This window comes from Catellatospora sp. NPDC049609 (assembly GCF_040675365.1).
Taxonomy (GTDB): Bacteria; Actinomycetota; Actinomycetes; order Mycobacteriales; family Micromonosporaceae; genus Catellatospora.
On sequence record NZ_JBFAOU010000169.1, the window covers coordinates 1 to 17909 of the forward strand.

The 17909-nt window shown below is 70.6% G+C and carries 16 protein-coding genes; 1 reads left to right on the forward strand and 15 read right to left on the reverse strand.

Features of this window, described 5'->3' with window-relative positions:
* The first annotated feature begins 130 nt into the window (after nucleotides 1–130).
* Nucleotides 131–436: a hypothetical protein gene (locus AB0J67_RS32105; protein WP_363487909.1), complete on the forward strand. Its 306-nt coding sequence runs from the start codon at nucleotides 131–133 to the stop codon at nucleotides 434–436.
* A gap of 416 nt (nucleotides 437–852) precedes the next feature.
* On the opposite strand, the gene AB0J67_RS32110 is transcribed toward AB0J67_RS32105, so the two are convergent.
* From AB0J67_RS32110 to AB0J67_RS32180, 15 genes are all read right to left on the reverse strand, one after another.
* Nucleotides 853–1392: a hypothetical protein gene (locus AB0J67_RS32110; protein WP_363487911.1), complete on the reverse strand. Its 540-nt coding sequence runs from the start codon at nucleotides 1390–1392 to the stop codon at nucleotides 853–855.
* A 145-nt stretch (nucleotides 1393–1537) separates the two neighbouring features.
* Nucleotides 1538–2626 carry a hypothetical protein gene (locus tag AB0J67_RS32115; RefSeq protein ID WP_363487913.1) on the reverse strand — a complete coding sequence of 363 codons (1089 nt, stop codon included), beginning with the start codon at nucleotides 2624–2626 and terminating at the stop codon, nucleotides 1538–1540.
* Nucleotides 2623–3300 (reverse strand): GGDEF domain-containing protein, encoded by a 678-nt coding sequence (locus tag AB0J67_RS32120; protein WP_363487915.1) that lies wholly within the window; start codon nucleotides 3298–3300, stop codon nucleotides 2623–2625. The genes AB0J67_RS32115 and AB0J67_RS32120 overlap by 4 nt, the downstream gene beginning before the upstream one ends.
* A gap of 198 nt (nucleotides 3301–3498) precedes the next feature.
* Nucleotides 3499–3771 (reverse strand): hypothetical protein, encoded by a 273-nt coding sequence (locus AB0J67_RS32125; protein WP_363487917.1) that lies wholly within the window; start codon nucleotides 3769–3771, stop codon nucleotides 3499–3501.
* Nucleotides 3772–3849: 78 nt separating this feature from the next.
* Nucleotides 3850–4890, reverse strand: a complete 1041-nt coding sequence (locus tag AB0J67_RS32130; RefSeq protein WP_363487919.1) for a M23 family metallopeptidase — start codon at nucleotides 4888–4890, stop codon at nucleotides 3850–3852.
* 276 nt (nucleotides 4891–5166) lie between these two features.
* Nucleotides 5167–6384, reverse strand: coding sequence for a DUF932 domain-containing protein (locus AB0J67_RS32135; RefSeq protein WP_363487921.1), 1218 nt, complete (start codon nucleotides 6382–6384; stop codon nucleotides 5167–5169).
* 534 nt (nucleotides 6385–6918) lie between these two features.
* Nucleotides 6919–7623: a hypothetical protein gene (locus AB0J67_RS32140; protein WP_363487923.1), complete on the reverse strand. Its 705-nt coding sequence runs from the start codon at nucleotides 7621–7623 to the stop codon at nucleotides 6919–6921.
* 493 nt (nucleotides 7624–8116) lie between these two features.
* Entirely contained in the window at nucleotides 8117–9091 is a 975-nt protein-coding gene (locus AB0J67_RS32145; RefSeq protein ID WP_363487925.1) for a replication-relaxation family protein, read from the reverse strand.
* 117 nt (nucleotides 9092–9208) lie between these two features.
* Entirely contained in the window at nucleotides 9209–11677 is a 2469-nt protein-coding gene (locus tag AB0J67_RS32150; RefSeq protein WP_363487927.1) for a type IV secretion system DNA-binding domain-containing protein, read from the reverse strand.
* A complete protein-coding gene (locus AB0J67_RS32155; protein ID WP_363487939.1) occupies nucleotides 11674–13473 on the reverse strand; it encodes a DUF87 domain-containing protein in 1800 nt (599 codons plus the stop codon). Before AB0J67_RS32155 ends, AB0J67_RS32150 begins: the two co-directional genes overlap by 4 nt.
* Before the next feature lie 2 nt (nucleotides 13474–13475).
* Nucleotides 13476–13931 carry a hypothetical protein gene (locus AB0J67_RS32160; RefSeq protein ID WP_363487929.1) on the reverse strand — a complete coding sequence of 152 codons (456 nt, stop codon included), beginning with the start codon at nucleotides 13929–13931 and terminating at the stop codon, nucleotides 13476–13478.
* Nucleotides 13932–13939: 8 nt separating this feature from the next.
* Nucleotides 13940–14422, reverse strand: a complete 483-nt coding sequence (locus AB0J67_RS32165) for a PrgI family protein (RefSeq protein ID WP_363487931.1) — start codon at nucleotides 14420–14422, stop codon at nucleotides 13940–13942.
* 224 nt (nucleotides 14423–14646) lie between these two features.
* On the reverse strand, nucleotides 14647–15663 hold the full coding sequence (locus AB0J67_RS32170) for a hypothetical protein (protein WP_363487933.1): 1017 nt from the start codon (nucleotides 15661–15663) through the stop codon (nucleotides 14647–14649).
* 2 nt (nucleotides 15664–15665) lie between these two features.
* A complete protein-coding gene (locus tag AB0J67_RS32175) occupies nucleotides 15666–16007 on the reverse strand; it encodes a hypothetical protein (protein WP_363487935.1) in 342 nt (113 codons plus the stop codon).
* Nucleotides 16008–16273: 266 nt separating this feature from the next.
* Nucleotides 16274–17047, reverse strand: a complete 774-nt coding sequence (locus AB0J67_RS32180; RefSeq protein WP_363487937.1) for a hypothetical protein — start codon at nucleotides 17045–17047, stop codon at nucleotides 16274–16276.
* Nucleotides 17048–17909: the final 862 nt, after the last annotated feature.

The following is a 17909-nucleotide window of genomic DNA, read 5'->3' on the forward strand; positions in this document are numbered from 1 at the left end:
CGGGAGTCTACAATGGACCAACGCTGCGGTTCGGAAGGTGTCCCGCCAAGCGTGCCTAGCAGCGCAAACTCCTCGGCGGAAGTGCGGCTGGAGTACTGGACGCGGCTCTCACCGAAAGGGAAGGTCTGTAATGGCCTCACAGGTATGGCAGCGCCTACGCAAGGAACTTGCCATTCCCCTGGCGTTGCTCGGCGCCACCGTGGAAATCCTGCTGGTATTCGGCGTGATCGCTGCAGTCACCAGTCGCGGCGATGTGGACGTCGCCCGGCTCGGGTTGGGCGTGGCCGTCGGCATCGCCTTCGCGGTCGGCATCGCACTGGCCCTACGGTTGCGCAGGGAGGCGGCCCCGGGGCGGTCGGTGAAGTTGATGTGGCTCACCGTCGGGACATACGCCGCCGGCTACCTGGCGTGGCTGCTGGGCACACACGTCATCTGACTCACCGAGCTGGCCTACAGCCGGCTCGCTGACGAACCCAGGTCACGCGTCCGGCGAGTGGCTGCGGGTCAGGGATCTGGGGAATTGCGTGGCGCTTCCAGCCTCTGTCGCTAGGTGTGTCTCTGCGATTACTTTAAGTAGTCGCAACGGGCGCAAAAAAGGATGCCCAGCGGTGAGCCATGCACACGGACGGAAAACGCTTTGAGGTGGGCCACCGCTGGGAGCCTTTCGGCTCCCAGCGGTCGCGAACTCGGGGTTGATGTCCTACCGCCTTATCGGCGAAAGAAGATGAGGTGGTGGTTCCTGAAAACGGGGCAATCACGCCCAGCAGTCCGTCGTGCCGTCAGCTGGTCAGACCGTCCCGCTGTCCGGCGAGTTCTGGTGCCAGTTCAGGCTCGGATACCTGGGGACGTTCGTCAGTTCAGGCTGATGGAGCGGACCACGTTCAGCAAGGTTCGAAGGGACTCCGGCACACGGCCCTCGATGCGTCGCCCGATCGCGCTGTCGGCTGAGTCGTAGAACAGCGTAGGTACGCCGCCGCGGATGCGCTGGACGCAAAGGTCCCGCTCAGGCACTGCGGCTGACACGATGCGCAACTCCTGGCGTCGGGGGTGGTGGCTGATCGGCCGCACTCGACGCGACCGCTGCACATCCTTGACAGCCTGCGGGTCCGATACCGCCCACGCCTCGGTCACCAGGCCGAGACCGAGGATGTTCGGGCCGAGGCCGGCGACGAACCTGGCCCGGAAGGTCGGGCTGATGCCGACCGCCGTGGCGAGGTGCTCGACGTAGTCTGCGGCGTCGGCGATCTCCTCGGGCAGCGGGGCGACTTCGGCATTGATCATGCCAGCCCGCGTCTTCAGGATGAGCAGGCTTGGCCGGGCGTCCCAGCCGTCCTGGTCTACCTCGGCTTCGACACCGAGGAGCAGGCTCACGAGGGCGTCATGGTGGGTCATCTGGATCTCCTTGTATCTGTGCAGTCAGTGAGGCAGCGATGCGGTTCGCCGCCGGATGGCAAGCCCGCGTCGGCCGCGATCGGGGCTGAGGCGGGCTGGATCGAACGCGACGCGGACCGGCGAGCCAGCCGCGGTTCGTGCCTGCTCATGGCCGATGTCCGGCTCGGCGATGTCCGGCCCAAGGGGCCCGGATTACCGAGCCGTCTCGGTCCGTCCGGCGCGCAGGACCCGCACGGTGGTCGAGTGCCGGATCGGTAGGTCGGCAGGCCCTTTGAGGAACGGGTTGATGAACACCGGCCTGCGCAGCGACCTGCCGGGCCCGTAGGCCTGGTTGCGCCAGTGACCCGACGTCCACCACCGGTGCGTCCGTGCCCGCTCGTCGCTCGTCCCGACCGGGGCCGGCTGCGGGGATCCGTGCCTGGGGCCTTCCGTCGGTGCCGAGGCCGGTGTACTCGACGATCTGCCAGCCGGCCACGTCGGGGGTCCAGCTCGCCGCGGTGGCTCCGGCGACCGGCTGCGACCACGTCAGCAGCCCGTGTTGAGCCGGAGGGAGTCCGGTAGTGACCGTCGTGGCGGGCAGAGCGGTCGCGGCGTGTTGGACCATGCGGCTGAAGTGCTCGTCGACGAAGTACAACCGGGCCTGCTCCAGGCCGTCGGCGATGTCGTGCCTGACCTGGGAGAGCGGGGGAGTCTCGATGAGGTCCGGTCCCCGCAGGAGCGCGGCCAGCCGGTCGCGGACCTTCGGCAGTATCCGCGCGGCGGGCACCGCCTGCGGCGCACCGGCGGTGGTGACGAGCACGCGGCCGGGCCGCAGGTTGTCCATGACGGTGCTCTGGAGGTGACCGGTGATCTCCCGCCCGATGTCACCCTGGCGCAGGCCACCGACGCTCGTTGCCCGTTGCAGCAGCCTGCCTGCGTTGCCCGTCGAGATCCAATGCGAGCACATGTCGCATGCCGACCAGTCGGTCCCGAAGTGCTCGACGCGTTCGACGCCGGCGCCCAAGGCCAGGGCGCTGATCGGATGTGTGCGGTAGACGAACAGCAGCGGGTCGCTGCCGGACCCACAGAAGTCGCACAGGCGGCGCAGTTCCGGCAGCCGGTCGGCGGGCACCGGCACTGGGCGGTGGTCGATCGGGCCGAGGACGAGCGGGTGCTCGTAGACCGCCAGGCCGTAGTCGTCGGCCCGCCGGTTGAGCACGTGCAAGCAGATCTGGCAGCCGAACACGCGGGTCATCGCATCGCCCCCTGCTGCTCGCGGCGGTCGCGGCGGCGCGGACCGCGTCGCTGGGAGCCGTCGGGCATGGCCATGCCGGGCCGGTGGACCGCGTAGGGACGGCCGGTGTGTTTGGCGTGGTAGAGCGCGGTGTCGGCGCGGTGCAGCAGCGTGTCGAGGTCGTCGGCCGGATCTCCGGCGCAGGCGCCGGCGCTGGCCGAGGGCCACAGCTGCACGGCGAAGCCGTCCGCGGTGACCGTGACGGGCAGCCCGGCGACGGTGACGATGGCGTCGACAGCGCGTTCGAAGCCGTCTTCGGCCGGGAGCATCAGGGCAAACTCGTCGCCGGAGCGGCGCGCGGCGACGCCGCCGTAGATGTCGGCGAGGTCGGCGAGGGTGCGGGCGACGCCGATGAGCAACTGGTCGCCGACGTGGTGGCCGTGGGTGTCGTTGACCTGCTTGAAGTCGTCGAGGTCGAGGAACACCAGCGTGATCCGCCGCTGGGCCTGCTGCCAGGCGGCGTGCGCGGTGGCCAGGCCGCGCCGGTTGAGCAGGCCGGTGAGCGGGTCGTGCTCGAGCTGGCGGGCCGTGTCGGCGAGCTGGACTTGCAGCCGGCGGATGCGCCGGGCGGCGGTGAGCCGGCCGAGCAGGAAGACCGCCACACAAGTGGCGATCATGGGGATGAAGTCGGACACTGAGGCCCTCCATGTTTGGAGAACCCGGGGCGTTCGTTTTCGAGGCGGTGCGTCCCGGGTCCTAACGACGACGGCCCGCCGGTGGCGGGCCGTATTGATTGGGGTGGTCGCGCCGCGAGGCGTGACGCCTGCGGCAGCGGTTCGAGGGCCGACCAGGCGGAGTGCGGATGTCCGCCACGCCGGGCACGGCGGAACCGGTCAACGAGAACGAAGGAACGCGTACTCGTCGAGGGGGCCGTGCAGGCCTTGGGTGCAGGCCCAGCGGCTGTACTGGGCCTCGAACAGGTAGGTGCCCGCGTGCGGCGAGCGGTAGAGGCTGTCGTCGCTGCCGTGCAGCAGGGGCGACTGATCTGCCCGCTGACGCCGGTCCGCCTGGTACCTGGCGCAGGGTAGGCAGGACGGCCCGTGGTCGCCCGGGTCGTCGTCGTTGACCTGCCGCCGGGAGAACGGCAAGGCCCAAGGTCTGCTCATCAGCGGTTTCCTTCCGATAGCTGGGATGATCGACGGCCTCGGTGCGGGCCGTCGGCGGAACATGGCCGGACCCGCGATTCAGGTGAGGTCGACGCCGCGGCCGGCGAAGAACACCACCGGGTCGACCGCGTTGGCCTCGACAGCGGGATGGGCCAGGTGCGTCTGCAGGTGCAGGTGCGGTCCGGATGAGTGCCCGCTGGTACCCACCAGCCCGATGACCTGCCCGGCGAAGACCTGTTCGCCGAGGTCGACCGTGGGACGGCGGAGCATGTGGCAGTAGCGGGTGACGGTCCTGTCGGCGTGGAGGATCTCGGCATACCAGCCGCACCCGGGCGTCGAAAGGTCACCGTCGATGTCACAGGATCGCGGTGAACCGTCGGCGTTGAACGCGTTGCACCGCACCTTGATCACCGTGCCGGACGACGCCGCCCGGATGGGCGTTGCCCGTGCGGCGCCGAGGTCGACACCGTCATGCCCGGGACGCGAACCTGTGCGGAATCCCGACACCAGCGGCGCGTCGACCGGCTTGACCCAGCCGCCCGCGCTGACGCACCCGGCGAAGGCACCCGGCGCGGCGATCCCGGCGACGGCCAGCGCTGCGGCGACGAGCGCTGCCGCGTCCGGCTCCCACTTCGCGTACGCGTCCGGGTAGGCGCTGACCTGCACAGCCTGCGCCGCCTGAGTCAGCGGCAGCTGCTCCCAGCCCGCAACCCGCAGGAGCTTGTCGAAGAACCGCCCGGCCGCGTGGGCCGGGTCCATGATCTGCTCCGGGGTGCCCCAGCCTTGGCTGGGTCGCTGCTGGAACAACCCCAGAGAGTCGTGGTCGTTGGCCGGGCGCTGATGGCCGAGGTTGCGCAGACCCGACTCCTGGATCGCGGTCGCGACCGCGATGACCATGCCACGGACGGGAACGCTCCTGCCCGCGGCGACCATGACGATCGTGGCCACGTGCCCGGCCTGCTCGCTGTCGTAGCGGTCGACCGGTGCGGTGCTGCCCGACGCCGACGTGAGCGGCATGCAGGCCGTCGCGGCACCGGTCAGCCCGAACAGCGCGCCGACGCAGCAGACGGCGACAGCGACGACCGCGGCGAGGATGAGCCTGATAGCACGGCTGGTCATCGGCGGCCCGCCCGAAACCGGGGATGCATGAACTCCTCCTTGTGTTCGTGGTGTGGCGCGGCAGAGCCCAGGCGCGCTCCGCCCCCGCGGGTTCTGCCGTGTGCACCGAACCCGTCGGACGCGGCCGCCGCCGACGCAGGCCCCGCACCCGACCGGGGAGGGGGCGGACGCGAAACGGCGTCAGCGCGCACGGGTTCGGGCGACAGCTGGCCGCGGGTGGGTACGTGATCGCACCCGCCCGCGGCCGGTCCGGTCCGCGTGCTGCGGACGGTTCGGTCAGCGACGTACGAGAGTCAGCAGGCGCCGGTGCGCCGTGGTCTTCCTGCCGTCCTGGTCGCCCTCCAAGGCCTGCGTGGCACGCCACGCCTGCTCGGTCATCGACTTCGGCGGACGGACGCCGCGGCCCCAGTCCAGGTGCTCGGTGATGGCCCGCTCCGCCGCGTAGGCGTTGCGTCCCAACTTGTCGGCATTGGCCTCGAAGCGATGCACCATCTGGTCGGTGAACCTGCGGTAGCTGCCCTTCGCCCGGTCGGACTCGTCCTCACCGGGAGGTGCCCACACGTCGGCGACCACCTCGAGGTACGCGTCGATTGCGAGCTCGGTGCGCAGCAGCATCTCCTGCTCGGCGGCGTACGACTCGTAGTAGCTGCGTGACAGGCGCAGCGTCTGCTCCGCCTGCCGGATCCGCAGCAGCGGATCGCCGACGTGCGGGGTGCTCCACCGCGCCTTGGCGTCACGCAGGGCGAAGCGTTCGGTGTTGCCGCACAGCACCCGCCACGGCGTCACGACCGTCTCGTAGCCGGTCAGGCCGTCGTGAGAGTTGAACGCGGCCAGAAATGGCGCGACGACGTCGGCGATGCCTGCCGGGTCGATCACGATCGTGTCCGGCAGCCGCATGGTGACGAACACCCGCCGGCCGCCGCGCAGCGCACCGGCGGTCTCCCAGATCACGTCGTCGCGGCCGACGAGCGCCTGCAGGAATGCGAAGATGTCGCGGTTCTGCACGACCTCGTACCGGTTGCCGACCACGCCCAGACCCGCGTTGGTGTCGCGGCGGACCGTGACGCGCTGGTCGTCGAGCTCGTGCAGCTGCCCGTCGGGGGTGCGGAACAGCACCGGGAACTTCTCCACCGCGAAGTCGATCCCGCCTGCTTTCAGGACGGTCTCGACGTCGGTGGTGCCGCCCTCGATGACCGTGCCGAGCTGGTGCCAGGCCGGCACCGCGGAATACAGCGCCGCCCGGCCGGTGGACAGGTCCAGTCCGTGCTGCGGCACGACCAGGCCGCTGCCGTTCTGGATCCAAATCTCGCCGTTGTCCCAGCTGCCCGGGTCGTTCACCCGATAGCGGCCGTCACCCAGTGCGACCAGCGTCCCGGCGTCGAGCCGGGCCTGCAGGTCCGCCCGCCGCCGGTCGACGGCGTCCAGCTGCCTGGCCCGCTCGCCGGCGAACGCCTCGTTGACGTCGACCGTCCGGTCGACTGCTAAAGTTGTCATTGGTCGATACCTCTTTCGGGAAAGACTGTTGCTTGACCGGCCTCGGGCGCTCCAACGCCTGGGGCCGTTTTCGTCCGTGGGATATCCGGACGTCTGACCCGGCAGAGCCGGGTATGCACGAGCCGAAGCCCGTACCAATGCGCTGCCGGCGCAGCGTCGTGTAAGGGCGGTCTTCGAGTCGCGAACGCCAGCGCGGTGGGTGTGCATTGAGCTGCCGAACGGCCACCGGGCGCTTGTGGCCCTCGAAGGGCGTAAGCCCCTGGTGGGTCGCCGGTCGCTCGGGTGGCCACGGCGGGCTTCATCCGTCAGCTGCCGTCGGTGGCAGGTCCGAGGCGACGGTCGTGAGAATTGCGCCTGGGGGCCTGGCACCTGCCGGCGGCCCGCGGCACGGCTGGCAGCCTCTGCCCGAGGCGCAGACAGCGGCAGTCGGTCGCGGCCCGTGCTCGCGGCGGTGCGGCGGTGGAAGTCGACCCGGGCGCCTCGTCCGGCAGCGGCGCGTCGCACGGCGCCGGACCTCACCCCGCAGGTGCAGGGTCACGCCACCTTCAGCGCGACCAGGCGGTCGCCGGCCGACAGACCGGCGAGCGCGTGCCGGGATGCGGTGATGAACTCCCACACGCCCGACAGCGGCTCGTTAGGACGGCAGTCGTGCAGGACGCCGTTCAGGTCGACGATCGCGTGGGCGGGTACCGCCAGGGCGTGGCCGATCTCGGCGTACGCCTCGCGCCCGACCTGGAACGCCTCCAGGTGGTGCAGCGGCAGGTGCACCAGCCCGCGACCGGAGCGGTTGTAGATCTCCATCGCGGCCACCCGGGGCTGGGCCCGGAACTCCCGGTGCGCCTGGTCCAGGGTGTAGCGGCTGTCCCGCGAGTTGACGTGCTTGTCGACGAACCACCACAGCGGCCTGGCGACCGGTGTCCGCCACACCACCCGGCTCCAGATGTCGAAGCGGTGATACGCAGCCGTGGCTCCGACGTGGTGCATCCACGCCAGGTTCAGCAGCTGCACCGGCCCGCCGGCGGCCATGCGGTCGTCGACGGCCAGCAGCTGCTTGCGCTCGCGGCGACGCGCCCGGTGCGCGAAGTGCACCGCCATCTCGTTCGCGGCGGCGACCGGTACGGCCTCGGCGATGCGGGCACCGCTGTTGAGCCAGGCGCCGTTGCGGTAGGCGAGTCGGGCGGTTGACGCGATCTCGTCGTGGGGGATGGCCTGCGGGACGCAGACGGTGACGATGTGCACGAGGTAGGGCTCCTTCTGCGTGCGGGCACGCCGAAATGCACCGTCGGGCAGACGGTGCGCAGGGCAGGGTGAGGTGGCGCGGGGCATGTCACCGCGCTGGAGCCGGTCAGCGACCGGGAGGTGGACTGTTCGCCGACGATGGGTGGCAGGCCGACCGGCTTGAGGCGGGTGGGCGGTTGCTACCGCAGGTCGTGGGCGGGCGAGCCCGGGGTGGTGCGTGAAAGGTTTCTCTGTGAGAAGACTCGACCGTAGCCGGCCAACCCAACGCGTTGCGCCGACTCCATCCGCAGGAACCTGCGCTGACCTGCGTGTTCAGCAACCAGCATATTCCCTGCCGCAGGCCGCAGCGCACACCGACACCTGCCGTGACCTGCTGTTGGCGGCGCCTTTGCCGAATCTTCTTGTTCGGCGGCAAGCTTGAGCTGCTCGCCGGTCCGCCCGCGACTGCCGCTCATATCGGGACCGCGCTCGTGCTCTGCCGCAGTAGTCGGCCTCAGATGCCGCGCAGCAGCCACAGCGGGTCGTCCTCTGCGGCAGGCCCGCCAGGGTTGATCGGTCCCGGCTCGCCGTGCGATGACGGCAGATCCGCCAGCCTGCGCCGGGATCCTCCGGGCCACAGTCGCCACACCGCGGCCGCGGGATCGTCGCCGAGCAGCACGTTGGTGCTCGCGACCGCCACACCCGGCGGCACACCGGCCGACAGACGCTGGTGCAGATGCTCCTCCCGGCGCGGGTTCTGCAGCACGTACAGCACCGGGTAGTCCGGGCCGCCTGCGGCAAGCAGCCGCTGATACGACGACAGCTTGTCGACGATCCGGGCCAGCGTCTCCGACCCGGTGTCGTACTCGAGGAAGAACCCCACCGAGGCGCTGCCGTCGACCCACACCCCGTGGCCGTCTGGCTGGATGCGGCGCCCGTACGCCGCTGTGGCGGTCCGTTCCGACCACCACCTCGCCAGCCGCAGCCCGCGGTCCTTGCGAGCAGCGGCCAGCAGCGCCGTGAAGAAGCCGTTGACGCCGAGCAGGTGCGGCAGGGTCGCGCTGGCCACGGTCCGTTCGGCGCGCTCGTGAACGGTCCGCACCGACGGTGGATGCTCGCCGCGGGCCATGGCGACGTATCGCGCCGACAGCACGCCGGGTACCCAGCACACCGGTCGTGGCCGGCGTGGCTCGTTGCGGATGAAGCGGTCGATGAAGCGCATCCGCCGCAGCGCGTGCAGCCGGTGCTGGCAGGTGACCGGGCTGCCGAACAGCGCGGCTGTCAGCTGCGGGGTGGTCAGCGCGGTGTGCTCGGTCAGCAGATGCGCGATGGTGTAGTCGCGTGGGGTCAGCCGGTTGGACAGGTCCAGCAGCGTCGGGTTGCGCTGTGGTGTGGCACGCCTGCCCGCGCCGGGGGAGGGTCTCGGGGTTCTCCCCGGCCGGAAAGTGTCCCCTGATGAGGGGAGTCGGGTTTCTGGTCCGTCGCTCATGCGGCCTCCTGGCTGCCGTTGCGTCTGATGGGGGTAGGCCTTGAGGTGGCAGTACTACGACCGTGGCGCGGCCGGGGCGGGGCCGCGGGTTCGCCCAGGGCCTGGCCGGAGCTTCGCCTACGGACAGCTCGGGTCGGTGATCCCGGCGAGCCGTGAGATCGCTGCCGGGCCCCGGCGCCGGCTTGCCGCGGCCAGTGCCTGCCGTAGCGCGGTGGACTCGCCCACCGGTGGGGGAGGCGGGTTGGTCCGCAGCATGAACGCCGGTGTGTGGCGGCCGTTGACCAGCAACCGTGCCGCGGCCCGGTAGGCGTCCAGCCGCGTCAGGTCGCCGGCGTCCATCTCCGGTGTGGTGTGGCGGGCCAGTTGGTGGGCGTCTTCGGGCGAGCAGCTGAAGATCATTTTGCTGCGGGCGTTGGCCGACAACGCCGCGAGGATGTCTCGCGGCAGTTGGGCCAGGTCCTGGTGGGCCAGGACCAGGCCGAACCGGTAGCCTCGGGCTTCGGCGAGCATGTCGCCGACCGAGCCGGACAGGTTGAGGAAGTTGTGGCACTCGTCGACGTATGCCACGCAGTCGCGGCGGTCGGATTCGGCCACGCCGATGCGCGATGTCGCGGTCTGCCACGCCGAGGCCAGCACGAATGACCCCATCAGCCGGGTGGTCTCCTCGCCGAGCTGGCCCTTGGGCAGCCGCGCCAGCAGTACGCCGCCGTCGAGGACCCGGCTCATCTCGAAGCTGTTGTACGGCGTGCCCAGCGTCTGTTTCACGAAGTCGCGCAGCAGGAACGACCGCAGCCTGGCCAGTACCGGTCCGATGACCTGCGCCCGCAGCTGCGGCGGTGTCGACTCGAACCACTCCCAGAACCCCCGCAGGCCTTCGGGGTCGGTCAGGTCGCCGGTGAACCGCTGCCGGAACACCCGGTCGTTGAGCAGCGGCGGTACCAGTGTCAACGTCGCGTTGGAGTGGCGCAGCAGTGTCAGGCACGCCACCCGCAGCACGTCGTCGATCCGTGGCCCCCAGTGTTTGGCGAAGATCCGCGAGAAGATCGACACGATGTTGTCGACGACTAGGTCGTGGTCGGCGCCGAGCAGCGGGTTGATCGTCGTTCCGGTGTCGGAGTCCGGGTCGATCAGTACGACCTTGCGGGCCAGCCGTGCCGGGATCCGGTCCAGGATGTCGGTGACCAGGTCACCTTTCGGGTCGATGACGACGGTTCCGCGGCCGGAGTGGATGTCGTCGAGGATCAGGTTGAGCATCAGCGTCGACTTGCCCGACCCGGTGCTGCCCAGCACATGCATGTGCTGGCGGGCGTCGGCGACGGGCAGCCCGACCTGGTGTCCGCCCCATTCGGCGCGGCCGAGGACCTTCACGCCCCGTCCGCCGGTCGGCACGTCGACGGGTGCGGGCATCACCTTGGCACGGGCCCGCAGCAGACCGGGCACCGCGAGGTCCTGCGGCAATGTCGCGAGGCTGGCCAGCTCGGCGCCGCTGAGGACGAATCCGCGCCGCAGCCGGCGGGCGTTGACCGCCTGTACCGGTTGGGGCAGGCGCATCCGGCGCAGCCGGTTGCGTCCGGCCCATACCCCGGCCGCCGACACCAGTGACTGCACGGTGGTGGCCATGCGGGTCCGGGTTGCCGGCCCTGGTGTCCGGTCCGGTGTGCTGTGGTGGGCCACGGCCAGTCGGATCGCGGTCTCCCACTGCTGGCCGCTCAGCTTGTCGACCGCAGCCCGGGCGTCGCGGTCGCGCTGCGGGTCGGCCGCCAGCAGTGCCTGCTGCGGCGTCCCCGGCCCGGCGTGGCCCTGCCGGGGCGAGCTGATCAGCCAGTCCACGGCGTCCAGTGCCCAGCCCAGCCAACGCCCGGGATCCATGGTGTCGGCGGGGCTGCGGCCGGTGCGCAGCGACGCGACGCCACGTCGCAACTGCTGTACCCGCCGGGCCGGCGCGGGCCTGGCCAGGACCTGCACACACGCCGCGTCGCGGTCCTTGAGCCGCTCCGCGGCGGCGACCACGGCCCGAAGCGGATCGGTGTCATGGCCGGTCAGCAGCGGATACCAGGCAGGCAGCACCGGCACGAGAGCGGCTCCCGCGGCCACCACGGCCGAGCCGCCGGTTCGACCTGCCAGCGGCGGACCGGCGGCCGAGACGGACATGCCCACTCCCGGCCATGAGCCGCGCACCGCGGCCAGCACCGGCTCGGCCCGCACCGTCCCGGGCACCCACAACACGATCCTCATCTGGCGGCCGGACCACCGCAACTCCCAGGCCACGTGCGGGCGCGGCCGCCACGCCCGCCAGCGGCGGCGGGTCAGCAGCGGCACCAGCGCCGCCCAGAACGCGGCGACCCCGGCGGGGTCGACCTCCGGCGGCGGCACGATCATGATCTCCTGCGCTCCGGACTGCAGGGCCGCGTCGGCGTGACGCACCCAGACCGTCCGGCATACGGCGGCGGCCGCCACGACGGCGGCCGTGGCGAGCACGAGCCAGGGCCATGCCGTGTGCCATTCGACGAGGCCGACGGCCTGCTCCGACAGCCACTGCGACGGATCGGGCAGGTCGACGTGTCGCCAGGCCCTAACTGTCCTCATGGCAGCGGCTCCCCGTCGTCGTCGACCCGGTCGAGGTCCCCGACGCACAGCCGGTGCTCTGCCGGGCTGGCCAGCGCCTGGAACGACACCCGATGCGTTCCCGCAAGCAGGACCCCTTCACCGCGCCGGGCGGCCAGCAGCGCACGTGCCTCGCCGCTGGTCAACCCGAAAGCCTCGGACACCTCGTCGATGGCCTGCGGTGCCTGGCGCATCAGCACCTGGGTCGCGGCGTTGGCGATGACCGCCTGCCCGAGTGGGGATCCGAGCAGATCCGCGGCGTCCTGGGTGACCACCGAAAGCCCGGCGCGGCGCTTGCGGGCCTGCTTGGACAGCCGGAACAGGAACCGGGCACCTTCGCCGTCGTGCAGCAGCCGCCAGGCCTCGTCGACGACCACGAGCCGCCGCGGTGTCGACCCGCCCCGTGCCGGCGGTGTGTCCACGTCCTGCCAGATCGCGTCCAGGGCCAGGAGCATCCCCGGAGCCCGTAGTTCGTCGGCCAGCTGCCGTGTCGACCACACGACCAGCTGCCCGGCCGGCACGGTCGTGGTCGGGCCGTCGAACAGGTCCTTGAACGACCCGTTGACCCAGGGAGCCAGCCGCGCGGCCAGGTTCATCCCGGCCTCGCCTTCGGTGGCCAGTGCGGCCGCGACGTCGCGCAGCAGCGGCGCCGGTCGCGTCCACGTCGCCGGGTCGTGCGAGATTCCCGCGCCGGCGTATGCCGCGGCGATCGCGGTGTCCAGGGCTGCCTGCTGCGCGGCGGTCGGCTGCTCGCTGAGCAGTACCGCGACCAGTGAATGCACGAACAGCGCCCGCCGGACCAGGGCGTCGCTGCGCCGGTCGGCGGGCGAGACGTCCAGCGGGTTGACCCGCACGCCGGGTTTGCCGAGCTGGATGACGGTCCCGTCGACGGCCCGGGCCAGGCGCACGTACTCGTCCTCGGGGTCGACGATGGCGACGCCGACGCTGTCGGCGAGGCTGCGCAGCACCTCCAGCTTGATGAAGTACGACTTGCCCGCCCCGGAACGGGCCAGTACGACGCTGTTGTGGTTGTGCTGGGACCAGCGGTCCCACCAGACCACTCCCGCCGAGTCGGGGTTGATCCCGTAGAGCACGCCCCCGGCCGGGGCAGGCTGACCCGGAAGGGGTGCCGGCAGGTCGGCGCTGGCCAGGGGGAACGCTGCGGCGAGGGCTTCGGTGTCCATGACCCGGCGCATTTTGAGGCTGTCGACGCCCAGCGGCAGCGTCGACGTCCAGCCCTGCAGCTGCCGGAACGTCACCGGCTGCGTGTCGAGCATCGTGCCGGCCGCAGCGGCCCGCACGTGCGCGAGCGCCTGCTCGAGCTCTTCACGGTCGGCGGCGTGGACGGTGACGTAGGTCGCGACGTCGTGCAGCTTCGACTGACCGCGGGCGACGCGGGCGGCCAGGTCGGCGGCGTCCTCAGCCGCTGCTTCGGTCGCGGGGTCGGTGATCCTGCCCTGCTCGTAGTCGATGCGGCGGCTGGACTCCAGCCGGCCGCGCTGGCGGCGCAGCAGCTGCGCAGACTGCGGGCCGCTGAACGGCGTGATGTGCTGAGTGATGTCGATGCGGCCCGGCCATGAGGTCAGCGGTGCCAGCCACGCCGGTCCGACCAACGTCGGCAGACCGGTCACCGCCAGGGTCGCGGCGTAGCCGTCGCCGACCCGGAGCCAGCGCGGTGCCACCTCGACCGACGACGGGCCGACGACAGCGGCGAGCCCGGCCGCGTCAGCCGGGCTCGACGTGCTCGCAGGGACCAGGCTGTGCAGGAAACGCGGCAGTTTCACGACTGTCCTCCGGAGATCGCTTCAGCGGGCCGCGAGCGCGGCCAGGTCCCATCGGTCGGGATGTAGGGGTCCACTGCGGTGGTCAGGACCGCGGCGGCGCGGGCGCCGTCCAGGACCACGGCATTCGCCCCCAGCGCCGTCAGCGCCGTGGCGGTCTGCTCCGCCCGCCGCAGCACCTCGGTGTTGTCGGCGTCGGCGGTGACCGCGACCGTGACGGTGCGCCACAACGGGTCGTGCTTTTCGGCGAGGTCGGTGAGGAACGCGGCGTACGCGCGTGCCAGGTCGGCCAGCGCCGGGCCGGCTATCAGGTCGGCGCGGTCGTTGATGCGCTGGGCGTGGCTGGACAGGTCGACGCGCTGGGTCGACACCACGACCTGCACCGGCCCGTTCAGGCTGTTGAGCCACCGCCCGTACCCGGCCAGCAGGGCCGCCTGCTCATCGCCGGTCCGCAATCCGATGTTCAGCGTCGTGCACGCCACCAACACCGCGGACTGAGCGCCCGTGTCGATGACGCCCTGCTCGCCGATGCTGCCGGCGGGCAGCCGCAGTACCCCGGGCAGGCGCAGCCCTTCGGTCGCCGGCGCCCACGCCGGTGGCGGCAGGTGGCTGCCGCCGGCGGCAGGTGGCTGCCGCCGGCGGCAGGGGCCAACTGCCTGGGCGTGCGCAGGTAGCGCAGTGCGGCGCCCGCCCACGAGTCCATCGGCAGGCCGTCGCGCCTACCCATCGCGACTGCCACCGACAATCCAACCAGCGGTGTGACGATCATCAGCAGCGTCGACGAACTGGTGCGGCCCTCCAGCAGCCGGTACGTGCTGTAGACGGCCACTGCGGCGACGGTCAGGATCGCCAGCTGCCGAGCGGTCAACCCATAGGCGATCTTGTCGGGTGTGTTGACGTCGGCCGGGACCCGGGTCACCGGGACGACATCGGGATCATTACGCATCAGAACTCCTTCGATACGGCGAGATTTCTTCGAGCGGCCGTGCCTGAGGCCGACGCCGTCGGTCGGCTCCGAAGCCGTGAAAGCCCGGGCAGGCGCCGCAACATGGGCGATGACCCGCGGCGGCCGACCCGCTGCGGTCAGAGCTCGCCAGCGTGGGACCAGACATCCGGTGACGTGGCCGGTCGGCGGCACCACGGCGGTCGGCCGGGGCGGTAGCGCGGGGGCTACTGCGCAGCACGCGGCCACGTTCCCGCAGGCGTGGCACCCCGCCGGCCGACGCCGGCCGTGACGCTCCGACGGTTCAACCCCGGAATACGGCCGGTGACCAACCGGGTGGCCTGCTGCACGACCAGGAACCCGGTGACGCGGCTGCCTGAACCCGAGCGCAGCACATACCGCTTCATCAAGGACGGGATCTTGACGACGCCGAGCAGGATGCACACCACGATCAGCAGGTTCATCGTCGCGCCCGGCTCGCCCGGCAGGCCCAGCACCGGCAGGTTCGCACTCGGCGTCAGCAGGATCCGCATCGCCACATGCAGCATGACCGCCTGGCCGAAGACGATGCCGACGGTGCCCAGCGTCGCCCGCCACCACAGTTTCGCGCCGGGCTCGGTCCACGGCGTGCCGTGCAGCGCCAGTGCCAGAGGAGCGATCCCGGCCAGGAACACCAAGGTTCCCAGCCGGACGACCAGCTGGCAGAGCAGGGTACCCAGCAGGCCCGCGATGATCAGGCCGATGAGGATCAGCAGGAATGCGTTCGGTTGGCTGGCGGCCGTGCCGGGCGACGGCCCGACCGGTGTCTGCAGCAGTGCCGACTTCACCAGCTGCCGCAGGTAGGTCAGCGAATCCGGCGACTGGATCGGCTGGGCGGTCATCGCCTCGGTCAGCGAGTTCGCGAGGCCGATGATCAGCGAGAAGGCCGGCAGCGCGAAGTTCGCCCCGATCCAGCCGATGACCAGCCGTGGGATCAGCTCACCCGGTCCGTAGGGGGAGTGGGCGCTGAGGGTCCCACGTCCCATGATCATGAAAGCAACCGCCACCACGGCCAGTACGTAGGCGGTGTTGACGGCGGCAAGGGACGTGTCGGCGAACTCCTTGACCTGCGGTAGGGCGGTCACGTCCGGGCTGCGCAGCAATGAGCTGGACAGCAGGTCCCACAGCAGGTTGAGTGCGTTGTCGACGTTGGTGGCCAGCCACCCGACGATGACGGCGATCAGCCGTGTCGCGATCGCGTCCATGGTCAGGAAACCAGGTCCTTGGCCAGGCTCAGCAGCGGCTCGGCGAGCAGGGCCAACGCGTAGCCCAACACGGCAGCCTTGAACGCGTTCTTGCCCTTCTCCGTGATCATCGGATCGCCGTTGGCCATCATGTAACGGACGCAGCCGAGGGTGGCGAAAAAGGTGGCAACGCCGAAGGCAAGGCCACGCGCCAGGCCGGTGAGGTTGCCGATGATATTGCCGAGAAGTTGTGACGACGGCTGGGCCGGGCTCGGCGCGGCGTGCGCCGCCGACGCCGCGAGCACAACCGCGGTAAACACGGCCAACCCCAGCAAGCACAGGTGGTGGAACAGTCGACGGATCATGGCGCGCACCTCCGAACCCGCGTTTGGCGGGGCTGAGAGCGGTATGAGGCGCGTCAGCAGGTGTCAGCGGCGCCGGAGCCCGGGGTCGGGCGACACGGACACGCTCGCTGATGCTGACGGCGGCGGGCCGAGCCATCGACGCGGCGGGCCCGCCGCCTTTGAAAAGGCTCCTGTTGGGCGCCGATCGACCCGCCACCCACGCCAACACGACCCAACAGGCCGGCAACGTCGCCCGACACCAGATCGTCGGAGTCGCCGAGCCTGCGCTACCCAGACGCAGCGACTGCTCGTCGCGAACGATCCGAGCGGGGCCGCAGCGAGACGAACGCCAGCTCGCCGGACTCGATCGCGTCTCGCAGGCGCAGCTCCGCCGCGCGCCGCCAACGACGCACAGCCGATACTGTCAATCCGAACTCGGCGGCTGCCTGCGCCACGCTCATGCCACCCAGCCTCGTCGCCCCGATCAACGCCGCCTCCTCCTTGCCAAGCACCGCGGTGACGACAGCCCTGGCCAGCACCCAGTCAGGGTGATCCCACGGCAGGCCGGGCGCAGCCGAGCCCACCGTCGGCGTACGCGGCACCGGCCGCACGACCCCGACACCCTGCGCCCGGTGGACCCTGCGCACGGCAGCGTCGATCAACCGGCCGCAGATCCGCGGCGCAAGCACATCGACCGTGTGCAGACGGCTCAAAAAGCCGGTCAGCAGCTCGCCTTCGAGATCCTCCGCGGCACCCCGCCAGTGTGGACGCGCCCGCCGCGCCGCACGGCATAGGCCGGGTAGCGCCATACCGACGGCAGCAGTCATCCATGGCCCGCCCTCGTCGCGTACGCGCTCGACCAGCACCCGCCACACGCCGTCGGCCAGTTCATCCGACGCAGAGCCACCGAGCATCAGATCTCGCACTTGAGACAGAGACATCACCGGCTCGGGGAGATCACCGCATTGGCGATGCTCGAGCCAAAGCACGTCGCGCGCAAGCAAACGCGAGAATTCTACTCTGACCGCATCCAATCCGCTTCGTTCGGTCAACAGCGACATGACTACTCCAGACAGTTTTGCACCACTGGCGTGGCGCAAAAGCCATTTCCGCATGAGCACCCAACGGACCGCCGCTTTGATCCAACAGCCGGTCCATCCGCAGGCAACTCGGCCCAGACCGTGTCTCGTCGACTACGCCGGCCAACAGCGTCACCTCGCCTGGTGTGTTGGACATCTTCGGCCATCCTCATCAAGTCAGCACCAGCTACAGCCAACCGCGTAGGACATCGCAAATGCTGTGAAGTCCGATTGGGGTTCTGTGCAGCTAGCGGCCCTGGATCACATCCGGTGGTGACCGCCTTCATGGCCATCCACATTGGATCGATTGCCGGTGGGGCCGCGTCGAGGGTGACCGGCCACCCATCTCGCCCCGCCGGTTGGCCAGGCTCGCGCTCACTCACCCGGACAACCCCACCGACAAGCAGCGCGCAATCCGCGATGAGCTCGTTGCCGCCTGCCCGGAGATGATCGACCTGACCGGGCTCGTGCGCTCGTTCGCTGAATTGCTACGACCGAGGGAGACGAGGAACTGGCCGCCGCTCAGGCCACGGTCGCGTTCTTTGATCGGGCTCGCGTCGTCGTCGAGGGCATCGGTCAGGCCCGTGCATGAGACGACTTCGTCACGGCGAGGACTCTGGCATGGCCGGTCATCGAGGGGTCCGGCGCGCCTACCCGCACACGGGCTGCTTTAGCGCGTACTGAGGTCATTTCATCCTGATAGATGTGGATGTCTCAGGTTGATCAACTGGGCGTGGGGATGCGGGCCATGAAGTGAAGCTCCCGATAGGACTGGGGTTACCACACCAACCAGTACCAGCAGGAGCTTCAGTTGCTAACCTACCGCGCCCCGGTCCCGGGCCTG